Raw genomic sequence first — 21107 nt, 5'->3', positions numbered from 1 at the left:
ATCTGTTCCCGCGCCAGGAACTGTTCCCGACAAGATTGCGTTGGAGATGCACGGAACGGCAATGTTATCGACGGACATCGCATTATGCAGCACAGCTTCTCATTTGGACCCAAAATCAAGGAACATGCTGTCTTATTTCGGTTGTGGGCGCCCTTGGTGGAGCGGGTGCTCGTCCGGATCGAACAGCGTGGTGAATGGGTGATGCATCCGGGACAAGACGGGTGGCATGTCGTTGAAGTTGCCGATGCGAGCGCTGGCGATCGCTACAAATTCGTTCTGCCCGACGGCCTTGAGGTGCCTGATCCCGCCTCCCGCTTCCAGCCTGGCGACGTCCACGGGCCGAGTGAGCTCGTCGATCCGACATTCGGATGGCGAGCAGAAGGATGGCAGGGCCGCCCGTTCGAGGAATTCGTCATCTACGAGCTTCATATTGGCGCCTTCACCGAGGCTGGCACCTTCCTGTCAGCCATCGAAAAGCTCGACCATTTGCATTGGCTCGGTGTAACCGCCGTTCAGCTCATGCCGGTTGCCGATTTTCCTGGTCGGTATGGTTGGGGTTACGACGGCGTTTTGCCGTATGCACCGGAAAGCTGCTACGGTCGCCCCGAGCATCTCAAGATGCTTGTTGATAAAGCCCATGAGCGCGGTATCTGTGTCCTTCTCGATGTCGTCTATAACCATTTTGGGCCGGACGGGAACTATCTGCCGCTCTACGCGCCGATCTTTAGCGATAAGCACAAAAGCTTCTGGGGCAAAGGCCTGAATTACGATGGCAAAGGCAGTCGTTACGTCCGCGATTTCATCATCGAGAATGCAATCTATTGGCTAAGCGAGTTTCGGATGGACGGCCTGCGGCTTGATGCCGTCCACGCCATGAAGGATGATAGCGACCAGCATATCCTGGCTGAACTGGCCGATCGCGTCAGATGGGCGCTCCCGGAGCGTCAGATCCATCTGATCCTTGAAAACGAGGATAATGAATCAGATCTTTTGGCTCGTGATGAAGACGGCAAGCCACGCCATTTTACCGCGCAATGGAACGACGACATCCATCATGCTCTCCATGTTGCCGCAACCGACGAGACCTTCGGCTATTACAAGGATTACGCCGATTATAGATCGCGCCTGCGTCGCACGCTTTGCGAAGGCTTCGCGTTTCAAGGAGAATACATGGGGTACCGAGGCCGGCCGAGAGGATCACCGAGCGTTAACCTCCCCCCAACGGCCTTTGTCTCCTTCATCCAAAACCACGATCAGATCGGCAATCGGGCCCGAGGCGACCGCATGGTCTCCTCTCATTCTGTAGAGGCGATAAAGGCCATCGCGGCCATTTATCTCCTCTCGCCGCAAATCCCAATGCTGTTCATGGGTGAAGAATGGGGTGCAACCCAACCCTTTCCTTTCTTCTGCGATTTCGACGAAGAGCTGAACACAAAAGTGAAGCTTGGTCGGAAAGAGGAGCTAAAGTATCTGCCCGGGTTTCAAGTCGATGATGCCCTCGATCCGACGTCAGAAACCACCTTTCGCAGCGCGAAGTTGCATTGGGAGGGAACAGAGACAAACGAAGCGCTCATCGAATATTATCGAAGACTGATAAGGATCCGATATCAAATGATTGTGCCGCTCCTAACCCAGGCGCGCTGTTGCAGGGCCACAAACGACAAACACAGCCCGCTGATACGAGTTCATTGGCAATTGGCGCGAGCAACCCTTCATCTGATGGCCAATTTGTCGAACGAGACCGTCATTTCGGCTGTGCCTATCGTTGGGCAGACGTTGTTTGCGTCGGACGGCGTCACAAGCGACTCCGTCGGGCCGTGGTCCGTCGCCTGGAGCCTCTCACCAGCGATTTCGCGGACGGAACGACCGTTGTTGCCTTGCTAGCTGGCGAGACATGCCTTGGTAATAGCAACCGTATTTCCGCACTCCCGAGCCCAAACCTTTAGGATCGCTCATTTCCAGTCATCGCTTCCTGCCGGTCAACGAAAAACATCACGGTTGAAAGTGGCGCAAGATCGAGCAGAAGGGACTGGCTGCGCCCGTGCGCCGGGAAATCGTCGGCAACGGGATCGCCAGGTTCGATACCTCCTCCACCGTAAATTGATGCATCGGTGTTGAGTATCTGCCGCCACCGACCTTGGAAGGGAACGCCTATCCTATATCCCCTGCGGAACATTGGCGTGAAATTTGAGACAACGAGCGCGACCGACCGCCGCCCGACATCGAAGCGGAGCATGGCCAAAACGGACTTTTCGGCATCATCTGCAACCGCCCACTCAAAGCCATCCGATGCGGTATCGCCGTGTTGTAGGCAGGGAAAATGCCGATAGATCCGGTTCAAGTCGCGCACTAGGCGTTGAAGGCCAGCATGAGAGGGATCGTCCAGCAGGTTCCAATCGACAGAACCATCATGGCTCCATTCCGACAATTGACCGATCTCACTACCCATGAAGAGAAGCTTCCTACCCGGGTGGCCCCACATGAAACCCAAAAGCGCACGAAGATTGGCCAACTTCTGCCATTCGTCACCGGGCATTTTGCCGAGCAAAGACCCCTTTCCGTGGACCACTTCGTCATGCGAGAGCGGCAGGATGAAGTGCTCGCTATAGGCGTAGATCATGCCAAAGGTCATCGACCCGTGGTGATATTTTCGATAAACCGGGTCATCGGACATGTAGTGGAGCGTGTCATGCATCCATCCCATGTTCCACTTCATGTCGAAGCCGAGTCCGCCGTCCGCAGCCGATTTGGTGATGTTCGGAAATGCCGTCGATTCCTCGGCAATCATCAGCGCATGTGGATAGCACTCGTGAACGATGCTGTTCAGGTGCTTGAAAAACTCGATGGCTTCCAAGTTTTCGCGACCGCCGTGACTGTTCGGGATCCATTCGCCTTCGGGGCGGCTGTAGTCGCGATAGAGCATGGAGGCGACGGCGTCGACGCGCAATCCGTCTATATGATAGCGGCTGAGCCATTCGAGGGCGCTCGCAATCAGGAAGCCTTTGACCTCGTTGCGGCCGAGGTTGTAGATCATCGTGTTCCAGTCACGGTGAAAGCCCTCTCGCGGATCTTCATGCTCATAAAGCGCGGTACCATCAAAACGCGCCAATCCCCAGACGTCTGTCGGAAAATGCGCCGGCACCCAATCCAGAATGACGCCAATCCCTTGTTCGTGGCAGCGATCGATGAAATAGGCGAAATCTTCAGGCGTGCCGTGGCGCCCGGTCGGCGCAAAGAGACCAAGCGGCTGATAACCCCAGGATCCTCCGAAAGGATGTTCCATGATTGGCAGCAGCTCGATATGGGTGAAACCCATTTCTTCGACATAGGGCACGAGCCGCTGCGAGAGCTCGGCCCAATCCAGCGCGCGGCCGCCATCTTTCATGTCGCGTAGCCAAGAGCCAGCATGAACCTCATAGATCGAAAGCGGCTTGCCAAAATGATCAGTGCTTCGGCGATTGTCCATCCAGGCATCGTCGTTCCAGAGGAAGGGTGCTGACGAGGCGACCACTGACGCCGTCGATGGCGCCGGCTCGGCCGCCCGCGCGACGGGATCAGCCTTCTGGGGAAGCCGGTTGCCGAAACGATCGAGGATCTCGAACTTGTAGCGTTCGCCGACCGTGACATGCGGAATGAATATCTCCCAGACGCCTGCCTGCGGCCGGAGCCTCATCGGATGACGACGCCCATCCCAGGCGTTGAAGTCGCCAACGACAGATACGCGCCTCGCATTCGGCGCCCAAACTGCAAAGCGGACGCCTGCAACGCCGTCAACTGTCATGGAATTGGCGCCGAGCGCCTGCGTCAAGTTGTAATGCGTACCTTCTGAGATTAGATGAAGATCGAGATCGCCGAGCAGCGGTGCGAACCTGTATGGATCAGCCGTCACCTGAACTGCCTCTTGCCAGTGAATTCTCAGGCTATAAGCATTGTGTTCCAGAAGCGATGCGCCGAACAGGCCGGCCGGATGCACGAGTTCGGCCGGGGCCAGCGGCAAGCCAGTGTCCCGGTCGAGGATTTCAACGTGCAATGCGCCGGGAAAAAAAGCTCTGACGCTATAGCGACCGTCGGCACCTTGATGCATGCCAAGGATCGAAAATGGTTCGCCATGTCGACCCTCGACGAGGGCGTTCACAGCATCCGCATCCACACCGTAGAGAATGTCCGCGGCCTCTGTCATGAGCGGCTCCCCGAAAGACGTGCGAGAATGCTGGCAAATCCGCTTAGCGGGATTGGCAGCCACTTCGGACGGTTTCTCGCCTCGTAGGCGATCTCATAGGCGGCCTTCTCCAAAAGAAAGACATCGATGGTCCGCCGCACTTTGGCGGGGCTCTTCGGCAAATCGGGCGAAGCAGCCAGTGCCTCCATATAGGACGTCAGAAAACTTCGCTCAGCCTGTTCAGCGAAGCGCCGGATCACCTGCCTTCGGCGAGTGTCATAATGATCGGAAATCGCGTCGTTTTCGAGCATGGCGGTTGCCGATAGGTAGTCAAGCGATCGCAGCAATCCGGCAGCGTCTCGCAACGGGCTCGTCTTTGCGCGGCGCTCGGCGAGATTGCGAGTCGGTTCGCCTTCAAAATCGATGATGACAGCGTCTCCTTCCGTCACCAGGATCTGACCGAGATGGAAATCGCCATGTGTGCGCGTCAACAAAGTGCCCATCACCTCGTCGGCCAGCGCGCCGGCAAACTTGATGATCCTGTCGCGGTCGGAAAGCAGCATCGATACGCGATCTGCGATCTCGGGCTCGACAATATCTCCAAGGTCGGTCAACTTGGAAAAAGCATAGGCGATCTCGCCTGTCACGGCCTCGCCAATGACAACGATATCGCGCTGCTTTGCTCGGAGTGGAGCAAAGGCTTCGTTTTCGGTCGGCTGTGCCAGCAAGACATGCAGTTCTCCGAGGCGCTCGCCTACCATGGCGATAAAATGCAAAAGTGGGCGCAATTGATCGTCGACGGCTTCGACCGCAGCTTCGGTCATGACGATTTCATCGGCCACACGGCGCAGATTGGACAGCATCCAATTCCATGCGTCACCCTGGTTGCGGATTGCCCCTTGCACGATGATGAGCGTCGATCGGCGCCCCTCGCCGTCTGTACGGGATACCTCGCCGAGAAGCGGCGCAGTATGCTCATAGCCAAGCTCCGTCAAGTATCGTGTCATCTCGACTTCCGGATGGACGCCGACGAAGACGTGGCGGATCAACTTGATCATCGCCAAATCGCCGACGAGCAGCGAACTGTTGGATTGCTCGGCCGACAGCCAACGGATCGGCATATCCTCTGTCAGCGCCAGGCAATCGAGCCGATCGGTGCCGATGAACTCGATTGTGCCGGTGCGTCCGCTGACCGTCGAGCGATCACACAGACCTCGGAGGATGCCGCGTGCCATGGTCTCGACGGCGAATCCGTCGGTTAAGAATCCGACCCGCCTGCCCTGCCGGATGCGCGCCAGGGAAAGTTGCTGGCCAAGTATATTGGTCGCCGTGTCGTCCCATTCGGCGGCGAGCGGCAGCTGGTAGCTTTCCACATGATCTGACAGCACAGCCTCGATCTCTCCGAGCACGATGCCATCTGCAAACGGTATTGGTGTCGCGGAAACAAGCCGCGCCTCCAACAGGGCCTGATCCTTGGCGCCGAACCAGCGTCGCTTCGATAGATAGGCCGGCAGGATGTCCCTGCTCAGCGCCGCGGCGTGTTGTGGTAATTCGGCAAGCTCGGTCAGGCTGCGCCTGATAACGACCGTCACGAAATCGATAAGCTGCTCTGGTGGCGCCGTGCGCCAGGCCGGTCCGTCGGCCTCGGCATTGAGCTGAAACCAGAAGAAGCCATAGGGAGGCAGGGTAAGCAAGTAAGTAAGCTGTCCGATCGGCGGGAACGGCGACATGCCCGTCAACTCGACCGGAACACGCCCTTCGAATTGTCGCAGGTCGAGTTCTACAGCCTGAGGAACGCGCGACAGGTTTGCAACGCACAAGATCACCTCTTCCCCATATTCCCGCAGATAGGCCAGAATCCGCCGGTTGCTGGGCGTTAGGAAATGCAATGAACCTCTGCCGAAGGCGCTATGGCGACCGCGCAATGCCAGCATCCGCCGTGTCCAGTTCAACAAAGAATGCGCGTCCGACACCTGCGCCTCGACGTTCAATGCCTCATAGCCATAGAGCGGGTCGGCGACAGGCGGCAACACGAGGCGCGCCGGATCTGCCCGCGAGAAGCCGCCATTTCGGTCCGGCGACCATTGCATCGGGGTGCGCACCCCGTCGCGGTCGCCGAGATAAATGTTGTCGCCCATGCCTATCTCGTCGCCATAATAGACGACGGGCGTTCCGGGCATTGAAAGCAACAGCGCGTTCATGAGCTCAATGCGGCGGCGGTCGCGCTCCATGAGCGGCGCCAGTCGGCGACGGATGCCGAGGTTGATGCGGGCGCGTTTATCGGAAGCATAGGTCTCCCACAGATAGTCGCGCTCAGCGTCCGTCACCATTTCGAGCGTCAGCTCATCGTGATTTCGAAGAAAGATCGCCCATTGGCAGGTTTCGGGTATTTCCGGCGTTTGGCGCATGATGTCGGTGATCGGGAAGCGGTCTTCCTTGGCAATTGCCATGTACATGCGCGGCATCAGCGGAAAATGAAACGCCATGTGGCATTCGTCGCCGTCACCGAAATATTCGCGCGTATCTTCGGGCCACTGGTTTGCCTCTGCAAGGAGCATCACGCCGGGGTGTGTCGCATCGAGCGACGCACGGATCTCTTTCAGGATCACATGGGTTTCCGGAAGATTTTCGTTGTTGGTGCCCTCACGTTCAACAAGATAAGGGATCGCGTCGAGCCGAAAGCCGTCGATGCCGGTTTCAAGCCAGAAGCGCATGACATCGATAAGCTCCTTCATCACCAGAGGGTTGTCGAAATTGAGATCCGGTTGGTGCGAATAAAAGCGGTGCCAATAGTAGGCTCCGGCGACGGGATCGAAGGTCCAGTTCGACTTTTCAGTGTCCAGAAAGATGATGCGTGTCTCTGGAAATTTCTGGTCATTGTCCGACCAGAGGTAAAAATCCCGCTCCTGGCTTCCAGCGGGCGATTGCCGAGAACGTTGGAACCAGGGGTGTTGGTCGGACGTGTGATTGATGACGAGCTCGATAATCACGCGAATGTTGCGCTGATGCGCGGCCACGACGAACTTTCGGAAATCATCGAGCGTCCCGTAATCCGGACTGACATTGCGATAGTCGGCGATGTCGTAGCCGTCATCGCGTCGGGGCGACGGAAAGAAAGGTAGAAGCCAAATGGCATTGACGCCAAGCGCGGCAATGTGGTCGAGCTTCAGGTGCAAACCTTCGAAATCGCCAATACCGTCGCCGTTAGCGTCGTAAAAGGACTTGATGTGCAGCTGGTAGATGATGGCGTCCTTGTACCAGAGCAAATCCTTAGCGTTTGCGCTGGTGTCGTCCATAGTGGCGGTGTCCATCTCAGACCTCCCCTGTCCTGACGCGCCAGATGGCGAAGGGCAAATGCGCCGGGTCCAGCCTGATCGTTTGCCATTTTCCCGTTCGACTAAACCTTTGGCCGGTAACGAGATCCTCGAAGGCAAGCGTTCCGTCATCAGCCATACGGAACCGCCAAAGCGGAAATTCCACATTGCTTTCTTCTGTCGCGTGCGGATTGAGCGTCACGGCCACGAGCAGAACATTGTGGCGCCCGACGCTAGCTTTTTCGTAGAACATGACGTTTGGGTTTGATGAGGGCAGTAGTGTCAAACCGAGATGGGATTGAAGCGCCGAATTATCCTTGCGGATTCGATTAAGCATCGAGATCTCCGCTTTGATGTTGCCCGGGCGGTCGTAATCCCACGCGCGGATTTCGTATTTCTCGCTGTCGGCGTATTCCTTGCGCTTGGCATCGGGTCGACCCTCGCAAAGTTCGAAACCGTTATAAACCCCCCACAAGCCCGACAATGTCGAAGCCAGAGCGGCCCTGATGAGATAGGCGGGGCGGGGCGCGTTCTGCAGGAAGTCGGGATTGATATCGTGGGTGTTGACGAAGAAATGTGGGCGAAAGAACTCTTTGATTTCGCTCTCAGTTAGGTCGACCAGATATTGCTCCAGCTCTGCCCTGGTGTTGCGCCAGGTGAAGTAGGTGTAGGACTGAGAAAAGCCGATCTTTGCCAGTCGGTACATCACCTTCGGCCTTGTGAACGCTTCTGAAAGGAAAACGACCTCCGGATGACGCGCGCGGATATCGCCAATCATCCATTCCCAGAACGGAAATGGCTTGGTATGTGGGTTATCGACGCGAAACAGCTTTATGCCTTCGTCGATCCACATTTCGACGATGTCACGCAACTCGGCCCACAGCGCCGGCACTGCGTCCTTCGTATAGAAATCGACATTGACAATATCTTCGTATTTCTTCGGCGGATTTTCCGCATAACGGATCGTCCCATCCGGTCTCCAGTCGAACCAACCCGGATGGTTCTTCAGCCACGGGTGGTCTGGGGAGGCTTGAATTGCCAAGTCGAGCGCGATCTCCAACCCAAACCGCTTAGCTTCCGTCACCAGACGTTCGAAATCATCGAATTCGCCGAGAAGCGGGTGAATGGCTTCATGCCCACCGGTTTCGGAGCCGATCGCATAGGGACTACCCGGGTCGGTCGGAGCAGCCACGATAGAATTGTTGCGGCCCTTGCGGTTGGTGCGTCCGATTGGATGGATGGGCGGGAAATAGAGTACGTCGAAGCCCATGTCCCGGATTGCGGGCAGGCGTGCGATGACGTCGTCGAAGTTACCGTGCCGATTAGGGTCGCCGCTTTGTGAGCGAGGAAAGATCTGATACCAGCTGGCAAAAGCAGCCTCGCGCCGCTCGGATTCGACGCCATAGCTGCGCGAGCGAGAGGCAAAGGGACGACGGTCAGCAAGTGCCATGAGCTCACTGGTGCGCGTGGCAAGCAACATCTCGAGCTTGCCGGATGCATCGCGCTTCTCGAACCCAGCAAGAAGTGCGGCAAGCTCTGCCCTGTCTGCAGCCGTCATTGTTTTAGCCGGATCAGCTGAGGCATCGCGGATCAATTCTTCGCCCTCGATCAGTTCCAGGCGCAGATCGAGCCGCGCTTCACTCTTCTTCAGAAGCTCGTAGCGGAAGATGGCGAAAGGATTCTTCCAAGCTTCGATCCGGAATTCGAAGCGACCGATGCGATCGAGGAAGAAGGATCCTTGCCACCGATCGTTTTCGGAAAGGGCCATCCTCGATTGGCGCCAATCCAATTCATCGCACGCGCGGCAAAGCAGGGCGGCCGACAGGAGGTCATGGCCGTCTGCGAAGATGTCCGCCTCGACCTCTACCGTGTCCCCGATGATGCGCTTGATCGGAAAGCGGCCGCCATCGACCTGTGGCGTGATATTTTCGATGGCAATGCGTGGTGACGCGGTCGCTTCGGCAAGGGACAGCTCTCCTTCGCCTACCGCGACGACAGGGTGGGCCTCGGCTGCGAGGACAGTTACGTCGCCCGGGGCAATCCTGTGGTCGGCGAGGGCCGCTTCGACGGGCAAGAAAGGCAACGCCAAGCGATGAACGATGTCACCAGGCAGCATCGCGGCGTGGCGCAAATCCCTGTTGACAATGATCAACCGCGCGCTCTCGGCGGCCCGGAGATCGGGCCGATCTGCCTGTAGGATCGCCGTCACATGGTTCGATGTTTCGAATCGAAGGCAAAATCTTGTTTCTGTGTCGACGCCATCTCGTTGACTGGCATTGAGGTTGCGCAGGTCTGCCGAGATATCGAAGCTGCCCTGCGCTTTCAGGACGCGCAGACCTTCTCCACGACCGAATGTGGGATCGAGCGGCAGGACGGCGCCGAATTCGAAGCCCATCGGCACAAGAAGCCCGTCGCCAAGTTCGGCCGCCAGATGCAGGGCGCGAAGCGATTTGCGCTCGCGGATTTCCCTACCCTCGCTACCATGCGCCAACCGCTTTCCGAAGGGCGCTTCCGGAAAAGCGATTTGCGATCCGAAGGAAAGCTGGAGCCGATATTCCTCCAGGAACCAGCTTTCGCGCAGATCCCACCAGGCAAGTGAGGAGAAAGCGCCGTCGAAACCGCAGTCTTGCAGCGCCGATCGTAGCGCGAAGTCGGTTCCAGGCGTATAGGCAAAACACTTCGTTCCGGGCCTAACGGCTTTCGCGCTCGCGATCAGCCGTCGCCAGCCGTCGGCGGGCAAGCTGTCGAGACCGAGCATCCGATAGCCTGCTATACCGCAGATCGCAAAGCGCTCCAGCCGCGCTTCCCACTCCTCGATCACCTCGTTCAGTGATGGCGCTTGGCACCGAACTTCGGACATGGCTGGAGATGTCGGCGACCATCTTGGGTCGAGGGGCGCGGAGACTTTGGCCGCCTCGGTATCGCGCGACTTTATTGCAAGATCGAGCATAAGTTCGACGCCTCGCGCTCGCGCGTCTTGCGCCAGCGCTGAAAGACCTTCCGCTGCATCTTCTTCAAGCTTGAGCGCCGGATCCAGGCGCCCATAGTTGCCAGTGGAAAAAAGACCCGCGCCGGCCGCTTTGAGAAAGGGTGGGGCCGAAAGTACGATGTCGAAACCGAGCGCGCTTGCGTGATCAAATGCTTCGCTCCATCGGTCTCGACCCGACAAGAGCAGCGGGTTAACGTAGTAGATCCGTGGACGCCTAAACGCGGTGGTTAACTGTGATGAGAACGTCATCAAACTAAACTCCACCCCTGACGCGGAAATGGCTTTTGGTCGTGTCGGCAATCACCGAGACTAACCTTCGAACGCCTCACTTGTTCCTTCCATGATTTCCCCGCAGCTTGACATGACTGGAAAGCGAAGGTGCCTCGTTGCGGCCAGAATCCCATCTGTTTGAACCATTGAAATGTGCAGGGCGAGGATTTAAATTCGGTCCTGTTTGGGAGTATCTGCCTTCGCGGAGGTGGTCGCAGTGATCGTGAGGTATGCTCACCGGCGGGAGATACCGCTGGATTCTGAGGCGCTTGGCGTGTGCCAACGCGCATTCGATGCCAGTTTGATCAAGCTGGAAATCACACGTGAACACCAAGAAGCCGAAACTATCGCCGCCTTGATCATCAAATTGTACCAACAGGGAATTCGCGACGAGGAAAAGCTCTTCCAGCTTGCCGTGACGGCAAGCGATACCCTGAAAGATTGATCTCAACCAAGCTCAATTTCGGTTCTTGCGGATCCTCGCCGTAGACTAAGTCGCCTCCCGAAATCGGAATAACCCCAACGAGCGGCGCCTCCCGTTTGAGCTGGCTCCCCCGTGGAATGGCATCATCCGCGCCAAGAGCTCGCGCGCGGCGAACGGCTGTTTCTCGCCTAACACGATCCCTGCCCTCGCGCTCTTGGAGTACGCCCTCTTTCAACGGCACCTTGGCTGTGTCGGGATATGGGTTCCAACCGGCAGTCCTTGGACCCCAAGCATAAGAGGCGAAGGTGGGACCATGTCCAGTTTGTCGCGTCACGGTCACAGTACCGCGTTAGCAAGAGGAGCCCCTCTCTCGCCGGAGCCCCCCGCCATGACAACACCGGACAGCGACAAGAACTTTGATATCAGCCGCCGCAGACTCCTTGCCGCCGCCGGAATTGGCACCGGTGTGCTGTTGACAGCGTCGTTTGCCGGCGCCGAAGAGAATGCGCTGGCTCCGACCGCCACTGGTGTAACGAATCCCGTCGAAACGCCCCCGGTCGCAGGGCTCCATCTTCAATTCGGCGCCGATGCCTCCGCCGAGATGGTGGTCTCTTGGCATACGCTACAGCCGGTGAAGCAGCCGCGCGTATTGATCGGCCGGCCCGATGGCAAGCTGGAGCAGACAGTCGCCGCGCACGAAGCGAGCTATGTTGACGCCAAATCCAACCAGACCGTCTATGCCTATCATGCCAAAATCGACGGGCTCGACGCCGATTCCCCCTATCTCTACGCTGCGCTGCACGACGGCGCCGAGCCGCAATTCGGCACCTTCCGCACCTCACCGCGTGGTCGCCAACCACTCACGTTCACCAGCTTCGGTGACCAGGGCACACCGACACTCGGCAAGGTCTTCCACCCGCCGGCCGGCGTCACGCTGCAAGGTGTTACCTATATCAACGACAATCTCGGTTCGCCCGCGGCGGGCGATACCACGCTCGGCGTCGAGCGCCTGCGCCCTCTCTTTCACCTGTTCAACGGGGACCTGTGCTACGCCAACCTCGCCCAGGACCGCGTACGAACCTGGTGGGATTTCTGGAACAACAATAGCCGCAGCGCCCGCAACCGCCCGTGGATGCCTTCGCCCGGTAACCACGAGAACGAACTCGGCAACGGACCGATCGGCTACAAGGCTTACCAGACATATTTTTCCCTGCCGCAGGCCGATGGCCAGACCGAGGTGACGCATGGCCTTTGGTACAGCTTCACCGCCGGCTCGGTGCGGGTGATTGCCATCGCCAATGACGATGTCTGCTACCAAGATGGTGGCGATTCCTACGTGCGCGGCTATTCCGGCGGCGCGCAGAAAGCATGGCTCGACAAAGAGCTCGCCGCAGCCCGCAACGACAAGGGCATCGACTGGCTGGTGGTTTGCATGCACCAGGTCGCCATTTCCACCGCCGACAAGTTCAACGGCGCCGATCTCGGTATCCGCGAGGAATGGCTGCCGCTGTTCGACAAGTATGGTGTCGACCTGGTGGTCTGCGGCCACGAGCACCATTACGAGCGCTCTCATCCCATCCGTGGCCAGCAGAACAATAAGACGCTGACACCGATCCCGGTCGGTACCGCCACCGACGTGATCGACACGACCAAGGGAACGGTGCACATGGTGATCGGCGGCGGCGGCACATCCGTGCCCTCCAACGAGCTCTTCTTCAATCCGCCCTGCTGCCGCGTGATCATGGGCGTGGGCGACAAGAACCCGACCACCGGCAAGCGCCCGCCGATCTACGTGGCTGAGGATGCGACCTGGTCGGCCGTGCGCAACGCCGCCCACTCTTATGGCTTCGCCGCCTTCGACGTCGACCCGGGCGCCCATCAAGGCGATCTCACTACCATGAAGGTGACCTATTACGACGTGGTGGGCCAGGATGGCCAACTCGCTCCCTTCGAGAGCTTCACGCTGCGCCGTCCACGGCGCGACTAAAGCGAGCAGGAAGCGGAAACACGCTCGTCTCGGAAGCAAGAACATAGCATCCTGCGAGTGGACCGGAATGTTTTCGCCTACGCAGATCGCGCTGGACGCATTGATGCCAAGGCTCCGGCAGCGACGCCGCCGTAAAGCGCAAGCGCCATAGTAAGGCGACGCGGCAGGTGCTCAGCGGTCCGAAGACCGCCCCTGCCGAATCGGCAACCGATCTGTAGCTCGGTTCTGATTGTGGTCGCTGCGCAGCCAACCGGCGTCCACGCCGATAGAGGCTACGTGATGCTACGGGCTTCATCACACAAGAGATGCTAACCTCCAACCTCCGACACTTCTTGCCTGAGCGATGGTTGGAGGTCTTGCATGTTACTTGGTGCCCCTTGTTTTGCGGCTTCTGGCGTGTTGTCGGCCGCGGCAAACACTTCCTTGGCAACGAACACATCGGTTGCGCGCCGGCACGCTAGCATTCTGGCAATCCAACGCCATTCATTCGGGGTGAGTGCAGACTCAAGCTCGACGATAGGATGACCCATGAAAATAGCGGTTTTCAGCACTCATACCTACGACAAGGCTTTCCTGGACGAAGCAAATCAACGTGAACCGGCACCCTTCGAGCTGATTTACCAGGAAGCCAGTCTGTCTTTGCAGACGGCAGCCTTTGCGCAGGGCTGTGATGCCATATGCGTCTTCGTCAACGATGTTGTGAACGCATCTGTCCTTGAGACTTTGCAAAGGATCGGTGTGAAGGGCGTCTTTCTCCGCTGCGCAGGCTTTAACAATGTCGATATCGATGCGGCCCAAAAGCTTGGTCTCCTCGTCGCGCGCGTACCAGCCTACGCGCCGGAGGCCGTCGCGGAACACACGATAGCGCTGATCCTGACGCTCAACCGGCACACACATCGGGCCTATAACCGTGTCCGGGAAGGTAATTTCATGCTGAGTGGCCTGTTGGGCATGACCCTTCACGGAAAAACGGTTGGCATCATCGGCACGGGCAAGATTGGACTCGCTGTCGCGAAAATTTTGAACGGTTTTGGCTGCCGCCTTCTTGCGTTTGATCCAATGCCCTCCCCGGAATTTACGGCTATTGGCGAAATGGCGGACCTGGATAGCCTGCTAGCACGGTCTCATATCGTCACGCTCCATTGCCCGCTGTCTGAACACAATCGACACATGATCAACAGCAAGAAACTGGGTTTGATGAAACCACGCGCAATGCTAATCAATACGTCCCGCGGAGCTCTAATCGATACGCGTGCGGTCATTCTGGCCTTGAAATCCCGCCACTTGGGCGCGCTTGGTATCGATGTTTACGAAGAGGAAAGCGGGCTTTTCTTTCACGATCGCTCGTCCGATATCATCGATGACGATGTCTTTCAGCGGCTGATGACTTTTCCCAATGTTTTGGTGACGGGTCATCAGGGGTTTTTTACCACTGAGGCTCTGCGCGAGATTGCAGACGTCACGTTTCAAAACTTCAATTGCCTGGCCAACGGAACAAGCTGTCCCAATGCCGTTCTGAAAGCATAAAGCCTGCTTTTGACACTACAGTTGAAATCGACCGAACCAGGAAACGCCAATGTGGCAGCAGACATACGATCCGTTGGGAAACCTTCGTCTCTCCGCATTGGTCGCAGCGCTTCCGATCCTGTTCTTTCTGGTCGCGCTGACTCTATTGAAGCTCAAGGGTTTGACGGCTGCAATCGCTACGCTGGCGATATCCATCATCGTCTCTTCCGTTGTCTTTCACATGCCACTGGAAAAGATAGTTGGAGCTGCCGTCTTTGGCATCCTCAGCGGCTTGTGGCCGATCGGCTATATCGTGCTAATGGCGGTCTGGCTTTACCGGCTGGCGGTCAAAAGCGGCAAGTTCGACGTAATTCGGGGCAGCATCGCTGCGATCTCGGATGATCAACGCATTCAGGTCATTTTGATTGCCTTCTGCTTCGGGGCGTTCCTGGAGGGCGCTGCCGGATTCGGCGTACCGATTGCCATCTGCGCGGCCCTGCTCGTGGAGCTTGGCTTCAAGCCGATAAAGGCGGCCATGCTCTGCTTGCTGGCAAATGCCGCGAGCGGTGCATACGGCGCGATTGGCATACCCATACTGATCGGTGCGCAACAAGGTGGGGTCAATCTGGCACACTTGTCTGCCATGATGATCGCGATCGTCCAACTTTCCACGCTGTTCGTGCCGCTATTGCTCATTCTTGTCCTGGATGGTTATCGAGGCGTCAGGGAAACTTGGCCCGTACTATTCCTGATCGGCGTCCTGTTCAGCGGTCTCCAAACACTCACCTTGTATTTTGTCGGACCGGAACTGACTGACATCGTGGCACCACTGGGCTCCATGGGCGCGCTGGCATTGTTCATGCAGTTCTGGCAGCCAAAGCGGATATATCGAGAGGAAGAAGCTCTGCCGATATCAACGCAGCGGTGGTCGCTGACGGAGATCATTAAGGCTTGGTCGCCGTTTTATATTTTGACCGGTGTCATTTTGTTATGGAGCCTGCCGCAATTTAAAAGTCTCTTCGCGGCGGACGGTCTTCTCGCGGCCACCGTGCTGAAACTCGAAATCCCGTTCCTACATCTTCAGGTTCAGGAAATGCCTCCGATCGTGGACGCAGCTGAGGGGCTGCCAGCCGTTTGGAATGTAGCTCTGATCAGCGCATCTGGAACCGCAATTTTGATCGCCGTCATTCTTACCACCTTGCTCTCATCGAGATTGTCACCTTCTGAAGCGTTCAAGCAGCTCAAGTGGGTCATTCGTGACCTTTGGAGCCCGCTTGCCATGATTTCGCTCATCTTGGCCGTCGCGTATATTGCCAATTTCTCAGGAGCATCATCCAGCATCGGTCTGCGGCTAGCTCGAACCGGCAAAATCTTTCCGCTGATTGCGCCTGTGATCGGCTGGTTCGGCGTGTTCATTACCGGCTCCGCCGTTAACAGCAATATCCTTTTTGCCCATCTGCAATCGGTTACAGCATCTCAGATCGGGGCCAGCCAGGCGCTCCTGGTAGCCGCCAACACGAGCGGCGGCGTGATGGCAAAACTGATCTCGCCGCAGTCCATCGCCATCGCTGCGGCTGCGGTAGGTCAAGTTGGCCGAGAATCAGACATTATGCGGACGACTCTGCCCTATAGTTTTGGACTCCTTGCCTACGTCTGCCTTTGGACATTCATCTTGTCATTCTTGGTTAGGTGATAAGTATCTTCACTTGTGTCTCATTCTCCATGAGCGGCACACAAAGCCTATGAACAACGGCGTTTGTCGGCTGGGTGAGGCAATAGGGGGGATCAATTCCTTGATTCGCTTGACATCAGGATGGTGGCACTTCACGAAGTTTGATCCATAGGGTGCGGAATTCAGATAAAATTTTGTTCGTTGTCTTGCTCGTATCGGCTCCAATCTTCTCTCATGAGTTGAAGCCTCCGGCAAATCCGGTGCGGTTCAGTAAATCGCTTGGCTACAGTTTAAGACACGGAAACCCTGGGGCCGCTTATCAGGCTGCCCATTGCACGGCCTGCTACAAATGGAAAAGGGGTTGCCTTGGCACTTATATTACGCGCCCTCGCTTGTTGTGCGGATAGTATCGGCTGAGCCCGCCGCGAGCGGATATCATCGAGCTGCGGGACGTGGACGGCTTGGTTTTCACTGCGTTGTCACCTGTGGGCGCGGCTTATGCAGCGAATGGCGAACGCGCGATGGCTCGATAAGCTCGCTCAAATCGCCATCCCAGCTGCGGTGGGCTGTTTTGCCTGCTGCTTCGGTTGCGCCGGCGCCGGCTGTCCTGGCTGCTGCCGGAATGCCGGCTACACCTGCGCCGGTTGCGATTGTGCCGGCACAGGCTGAGGTGCCGTCTGTTGCGGCATGGGCTGTTGAGCTATCTGCTGTTGCACCATCCAGAAGTTATGCACCCGCAAGATCGTCGCCTTCGAGCCCCGTCTTGCGGCGTCCGGACAGAAACTTGCGCTAAGCTGCCATTGGGCACATAGTTGCCGCTTAACGGGCTCCACGCCGATGATCACACGGGACGAACCGAATATCAGCAACCTGCTTGGTGGCCCGACAGCATGGGGTCTTGCCACTCGTTTGGCTGTCAAACACCTCGAGCATGCCGGTATAGATCCGGCCCCCTTGCTCTTGCGGTCGAAGGTGCCGCGTATAGCGGTCGACAATGGGACGCGTATCAGTGTCAACGCGCAGATTCGGTTTTTGGAATTAGCCGGATACGCTTCGAATGATGGCTGGATTGGGCTCACCTTGGCAGGCGAGTGCGACTTGCGCGAAATGGGAATGCTCTACTATGTAGCGGCCTCTTCGCACCAGCTGGGTGACGCCCTTAGGCGCGTTGCAAGATACGGCCGGCTCGGCAACGAGGCGCTCGTCGTACATTTGAAAGAAACGTCGGCCCGCTCTATCGGTCTTTCCTACTCCGGTGTGCAGCGCCACCAAGACCGCCACCAGATCGAGCTCTTCGCTTTCGTTTTCCTCCGTTTGTGCCGAAGGATCGTTGGTCGAAATCTCACGCCGGCAAAAGTGACATTCGTTCACCACAGATCCGGCGATTTGGGCCAAATCTGGCGGAAGTTCGGTTGCGAAGTCGAGTTCGACACGAATGCGGACGAAATCATATTCGATCCCGGCGCCATGGAGCTTCCCTTGGCAGGGGACGATCCATTTCTGAACGAGTTGATCGTGAAGATGTGCGAAGAGGCAATCGCGGTACGTTCAACGAATGTCAGCCCATTTCGGATTGTCGTCGAGAACACCATTGCCCCACTCTTGCCGCACGCCGAAGCGACCACAAGGGTTGTTGCAAGGCAATTGGGTCTCAGCGAGCGGACCTTTGCCCGGAGGCTGGCTGCCGAAGGCCTGAGCTTCGGAGATATCCTTGACGCGCTGCGGCGCGATCTAGCCTTACGCTACCTCGACGAAGATCTTCAATCCTCCCAGATCGCTTGGCTGCTCGGTTTCCATCAGCCGAGCTCCTTCAGTCATGCCTGTCGTCGGTGGACGGGGAAGAGTCCGTCGGAGTGTCGGCGCGCTCGTACGTCCACAGCAGCTTAGTAGCGGACCAACGATCTCAATCTTGCTATGAAATTTTGCCGTGTGGCATCCGGCCGCAAGGGATTGGCGTCTAAGAGCAAGACCCAGGCCGCAAATATCCCCATCTAAAGACCAGTTCGACCGCTACCGCATAAGGCCAGCACGAAGCCTATGTGCATGCCGGATGATGGCCGATCAGAACCGCTCGGATCAGCTACACGGCGGCCGCGTAACGGCCGATGGCAATCCGGCACTGGCAACCGCTTCTAGGGCAACACGCATGACCACGATCGAAACCAACAACTTCAAGCGCATGATTGCCGAGGCAATGGCACGAGGCGAGATCGCTACCGCGGAGCGCATCGAAATGGAGCGCAAGATCGTTAGCGCCATCGTCATGCACGCCATCGCCAATCACATGACGGTCAGCGTTTATGATGGCGAAGAATGGATGCTGGTCCGTTCCAAAAGCTATGGCGACATCTTTGCATCGCTGTTCATTACCGACGAGGACCGCCTGCTTTTGCGCAACGCGGACGGGGACAAGGTGGGCTGGTTCTGCCTGGTCTATGGCAAAGACGGATATAATGTGGTGTCCGACTACACTGCCAACCACGCCTGCGAGGCTATTTTCCAGAACGTCATCCGTCCATTGACTGACAAGCTTGGGATGAGGGCGTGATCATGGATCCAGCAACAATCATCGGGCTCATCATCGTGGCCCAAGCGCGGGTTCTGATGATGATGGAAACGAAATAGATGGCGAATGATGGGACCGCGTCCGTCGGCAATATAGGCAGCCCCCGTAACCTCTGGGCGAATTATCGCTATCAACTTTCGCGCAACTTCAGATAATAGTCATACCATACAACAGAGAGGCTCACATGAGGACTTTTCTTTCAGCTCTAGGCTTCGTCTTGCTCGGCTCATCGATTGCATTCGCCGGCCAAGTCGGTGGTTATTACCGCAGCAACGGTACCTATGTGGCGCCCTACTATCGTAGCAATCGCGACAGTTCCGTCACCAATAATTATTCCTATGAGGGAAATACCAATCCATACACGGGTAGCACTGGGACGAACGACTATAATCACGATTTGACGTCCCCGTTCTACAACGGCACGCCTTATTCCGACGGCCACTATGGCCACTCTGGCAGTCGCTATTAGATCTCGTAGCTTCCCTGCGGCCGGATGAAGGGTGTCGAAGAGGACAGTCTCGCCAATGACCCGGGTCGCGGCCGATAGTTCCGACATCGCTGGCAATCTCTGCGATGTAGTCGAAGAGGATGCCCTTAAGCAGGATAACAGCATCTTCGGCGCCACCGCCGAATAGCCGGCATCCGGGGCTCGACCGATCGCGGCAAAGAAGCCCTTCACGGTCGGGACGTTCTTCTCGGCGCTGGATCGGATCGCGCTCGATCCGATCGCGTGCGTCGAATCAATGCAGTTGGAGAAGTCTTGTTCATCAGTCGAACTTGATCAAATCCTTAAAGATCAGTCGACCCCAGCTGTTTTCGCGCGCGTGCACAAGCAGCCCACCCTCCGATAGCCCGCCAAGTTTGATCGGCGAGAAACCGAGATTTTCTGCAAGCGTACCAATCTCCGCTGCGGCGCCGTCATCGTCGCTTGCCAGGAACACGACTCTCCTGCCACCGTGTACTGCCGGGTCTTGGTCAAGGACGGCAGCAACCAAATGGTTGAAGCCTTTCACCAGCTTGGCTCCGGCGAACGCCTTCGCGACGACGGCAGAGGACGGGAGACCGTCCAACTCGTCAAGCGGGGCTAACGTGTTCATCGCGTCGACGATGATCTTCCCTTGCCAGGTGGGCAGCGCCTTGGCGACCTCGGGGTGCGACTCGAAACGGACGGCCAAAAAGATGATGTCCGCCTTGGCAGCTTCGGCCAGGGTTTTGGGAATGATCCCGGGTCCGATTGCGGCTGCACCGGATGCAAAGCTTGCAGGGTCGCGCGTAGTTGCAACAGAAACTTCGATGCCGTTGCGGGCAAACGCCTTGGCAAGAGCGTGGCCGATCTTGCCGAAGCCGATAATTGCGTAGCTCATATTGTCTCCTTCGATTTTTCAGCGCGGTCAGAGCTTGTAGCCACCGCTCGCTTCAATCGTCTGGCCGGTCACCCAGTGGCCCTCATCGGAGGCCAAGAAGGCCACGACGGCGGCGATTTCCGAAGGCTCGCCAAAGCGTCCCAGCGCGATTTCGGCCTCGACCGCCTTTAGGTGTTCGGGATTCTCTCGGATGGCGGCGTTCACGTCCGTTCGCGTGTAGCCCGGCGCTACGGCGTTCGCGGTAATTCCGCGTGGCCCCAGCTCGGACGCGAGCGCGTGGGTCAGGTTGTTGATGGCGGCTTTGGCCATTGAGTAGACGGGCGCGGCTGTCACGGGCTTCGTGGCAGCAGCGGAAGAGATGTTGATGATGCGTCCACCATCGGCGAGACGATCCAGAGCGGCCTGAACGATGAAGAAGGGCGCGCGGGCGTAGAGCGCGATCAGGGTGTCCCAACTGTCCGGCGTCGCGTCTTTGAAGCCAACCCAGCCGGAATTGCCAGCGTTGTTGACCAGAATGTCGAGGGCTTTGTTTCCGTTCCGCTTGGTGAACTCGTCGTCGAGTCTCTCGAACAAGGTCGGGACGGTCGCCGGGTCAACGAGGTCCGCCTGGATCGCGAACGCAGTGCCTCCAGCTTCCTCGATAGCCGCGACCGCCTCGTCTGCGCCAGATTTGCTGGCTTTGTAGGTCAGCGCGACCGTCGCGCCATCCTTTGCAAGACGTTCGGCGATAGCGCGGCCAATGCCCCGCGATGCCCCGGTAACGAGAGCCGTTTTTCCTTTAAGAGATTGTTCCATTTAATTTTGCTCCGCGGAATGTGCGCATTGCCGGATCACTGGAGTGACCGGCCGGGCGTGG

13 protein-coding genes are annotated in these 21107 nt (G+C 57.6%); 8 read left to right on the top strand and 5 right to left on the bottom strand.

Annotation, left to right across the window (positions count from 1 at the left end; genetic code table 11):
- Window positions 1-84: 84 nt before the first annotated feature.
- Complete coding sequence (treZ, locus tag PY650_RS23810; RefSeq protein WP_285882061.1) at window positions 85-1884, top strand: malto-oligosyltrehalose trehalohydrolase; 1800 nt, start codon at window positions 85-87, stop codon at window positions 1882-1884.
- Between the two features lie 58 nt (window positions 1885-1942).
- Here the strand turns inward: treZ and glgB are convergent, their stop codons facing one another.
- From glgB to PY650_RS23795, 3 genes are read right to left on the bottom strand one after another with little or no spacing between them, the layout of a single operon-like run.
- Window positions 1943-4180 (bottom strand): 1,4-alpha-glucan branching protein GlgB, encoded by a 2238-nt coding sequence (gene glgB / locus PY650_RS23805; protein WP_285882059.1) that lies wholly within the window; start codon window positions 4178-4180, stop codon window positions 1943-1945.
- Complete coding sequence (gene treS, locus PY650_RS23800) at window positions 4177-7470, bottom strand: maltose alpha-D-glucosyltransferase (protein WP_285882058.1); 3294 nt, start codon at window positions 7468-7470, stop codon at window positions 4177-4179. Before treS ends, glgB begins: the two co-directional genes overlap by 4 nt.
- A 1-nt stretch (window position 7471) precedes the next feature.
- A complete protein-coding gene (locus tag PY650_RS23795; protein WP_285882057.1) occupies window positions 7472-10711 on the bottom strand; it encodes a maltotransferase domain-containing protein in 3240 nt (1079 codons plus the stop codon).
- 322 nt (window positions 10712-11033) lie between these two features.
- Here PY650_RS23795 and PY650_RS23790 point away from each other — a divergent pair, with 322 nt between their 5' ends.
- From PY650_RS23790 to PY650_RS23760, 7 genes are all read left to right on the top strand, one after another.
- Window positions 11034-11177 carry a hypothetical protein gene (locus PY650_RS23790; protein WP_285882056.1) on the top strand — a complete coding sequence of 48 codons (144 nt, stop codon included), beginning with the start codon at window positions 11034-11036 and terminating at the stop codon, window positions 11175-11177.
- 367 nt (window positions 11178-11544) lie between these two features.
- The gene (locus PY650_RS23785; protein WP_285882055.1) at window positions 11545-13143 is read left to right on the top strand and encodes a purple acid phosphatase family protein; all 1599 of its coding nucleotides are present in this window, start codon (window positions 11545-11547) and stop codon (window positions 13141-13143) included.
- Between the two features lie 528 nt (window positions 13144-13671).
- Complete coding sequence (locus PY650_RS23780; RefSeq protein WP_285882054.1) at window positions 13672-14670, top strand: 2-hydroxyacid dehydrogenase; 999 nt, start codon at window positions 13672-13674, stop codon at window positions 14668-14670.
- A gap of 49 nt (window positions 14671-14719) precedes the next feature.
- On the top strand, window positions 14720-16342 hold the full coding sequence (locus PY650_RS23775) for an L-lactate permease (RefSeq protein ID WP_285882053.1): 1623 nt from the start codon (window positions 14720-14722) through the stop codon (window positions 16340-16342).
- Between the two features lie 816 nt (window positions 16343-17158).
- Window positions 17159-18208: an AraC family transcriptional regulator gene (locus tag PY650_RS23770; RefSeq protein ID WP_285882052.1), complete on the top strand. Its 1050-nt coding sequence runs from the start codon at window positions 17159-17161 to the stop codon at window positions 18206-18208.
- Between the two features lie 163 nt (window positions 18209-18371).
- Window positions 18372-18869 carry a hypothetical protein gene (locus tag PY650_RS23765; protein ID WP_285882051.1) on the top strand — a complete coding sequence of 166 codons (498 nt, stop codon included), beginning with the start codon at window positions 18372-18374 and terminating at the stop codon, window positions 18867-18869.
- A gap of 202 nt (window positions 18870-19071) precedes the next feature.
- Window positions 19072-19356, top strand: coding sequence for a hypothetical protein (locus PY650_RS23760; RefSeq protein WP_285882050.1), 285 nt, complete (start codon window positions 19072-19074; stop codon window positions 19354-19356).
- A gap of 298 nt (window positions 19357-19654) precedes the next feature.
- On the opposite strand, the gene PY650_RS23755 is transcribed toward PY650_RS23760, so the two are convergent.
- Both PY650_RS23755 and PY650_RS23750 read right to left on the bottom strand, forming a co-directional pair.
- Complete coding sequence (locus PY650_RS23755; RefSeq protein WP_285882049.1) at window positions 19655-20251, bottom strand: NADPH-dependent F420 reductase; 597 nt, start codon at window positions 20249-20251, stop codon at window positions 19655-19657.
- A 27-nt stretch (window positions 20252-20278) separates the two neighbouring features.
- A complete protein-coding gene (locus PY650_RS23750) occupies window positions 20279-21046 on the bottom strand; it encodes an SDR family NAD(P)-dependent oxidoreductase (protein WP_285882048.1) in 768 nt (255 codons plus the stop codon).
- Window positions 21047-21107: the final 61 nt, after the last annotated feature.

Origin of the sequence: Martinezella calliandrae (genome assembly GCF_030272695.1) — a bacterium.
Lineage (GTDB): Bacteria > Pseudomonadota > Alphaproteobacteria > Rhizobiales > Rhizobiaceae > Rhizobium > Rhizobium calliandrae.
Note: the sequence above shows the minus strand (reverse complement) of the source record. Positions and strands in the feature narration are given on the sequence as shown.

What these genes read in the sequence shown, in the direction of transcription:
- PY650_RS23780 (WP_285882054.1), top strand. Translation starts at nt 13,672, where the DNA reads ATGAAAATAGCGGTTTTCAGCACTCATACCTACGACAAGGCTTTCCTG.
- treS (WP_285882058.1), bottom strand. Translation starts at nt 7,470, where the DNA reads ATGGACACCGCCACTATGGACGACACCAGCGCAAACGCTAAGGATTTG.
- PY650_RS23770 (WP_285882052.1), top strand. Translation starts at nt 17,159, where the DNA reads ATGATCACACGGGACGAACCGAATATCAGCAACCTGCTTGGTGGCCCG.
- PY650_RS23760 (WP_285882050.1), top strand. Translation starts at nt 19,072, where the DNA reads ATGAGGACTTTTCTTTCAGCTCTAGGCTTCGTCTTGCTCGGCTCATCG.
- PY650_RS23755 (WP_285882049.1), bottom strand. Translation starts at nt 20,251, where the DNA reads ATGAGCTACGCAATTATCGGCTTCGGCAAGATCGGCCACGCTCTTGCC.
- treZ (WP_285882061.1), top strand. Translation starts at nt 85, where the DNA reads ATGCAGCACAGCTTCTCATTTGGACCCAAAATCAAGGAACATGCTGTC.
- PY650_RS23795 (WP_285882057.1), bottom strand. Translation starts at nt 10,711, where the DNA reads ATGACGTTCTCATCACAGTTAACCACCGCGTTTAGGCGTCCACGGATC.
- PY650_RS23775 (WP_285882053.1), top strand. Translation starts at nt 14,720, where the DNA reads ATGTGGCAGCAGACATACGATCCGTTGGGAAACCTTCGTCTCTCCGCA.
- PY650_RS23750 (WP_285882048.1), bottom strand. Translation starts at nt 21,046, where the DNA reads ATGGAACAATCTCTTAAAGGAAAAACGGCTCTCGTTACCGGGGCATCG.
- PY650_RS23785 (WP_285882055.1), top strand. Translation starts at nt 11,545, where the DNA reads ATGACAACACCGGACAGCGACAAGAACTTTGATATCAGCCGCCGCAGA.
- glgB (WP_285882059.1), bottom strand. Translation starts at nt 4,180, where the DNA reads ATGACAGAGGCCGCGGACATTCTCTACGGTGTGGATGCGGATGCTGTG.
- PY650_RS23765 (WP_285882051.1), top strand. Translation starts at nt 18,372, where the DNA reads ATGATGGCCGATCAGAACCGCTCGGATCAGCTACACGGCGGCCGCGTA.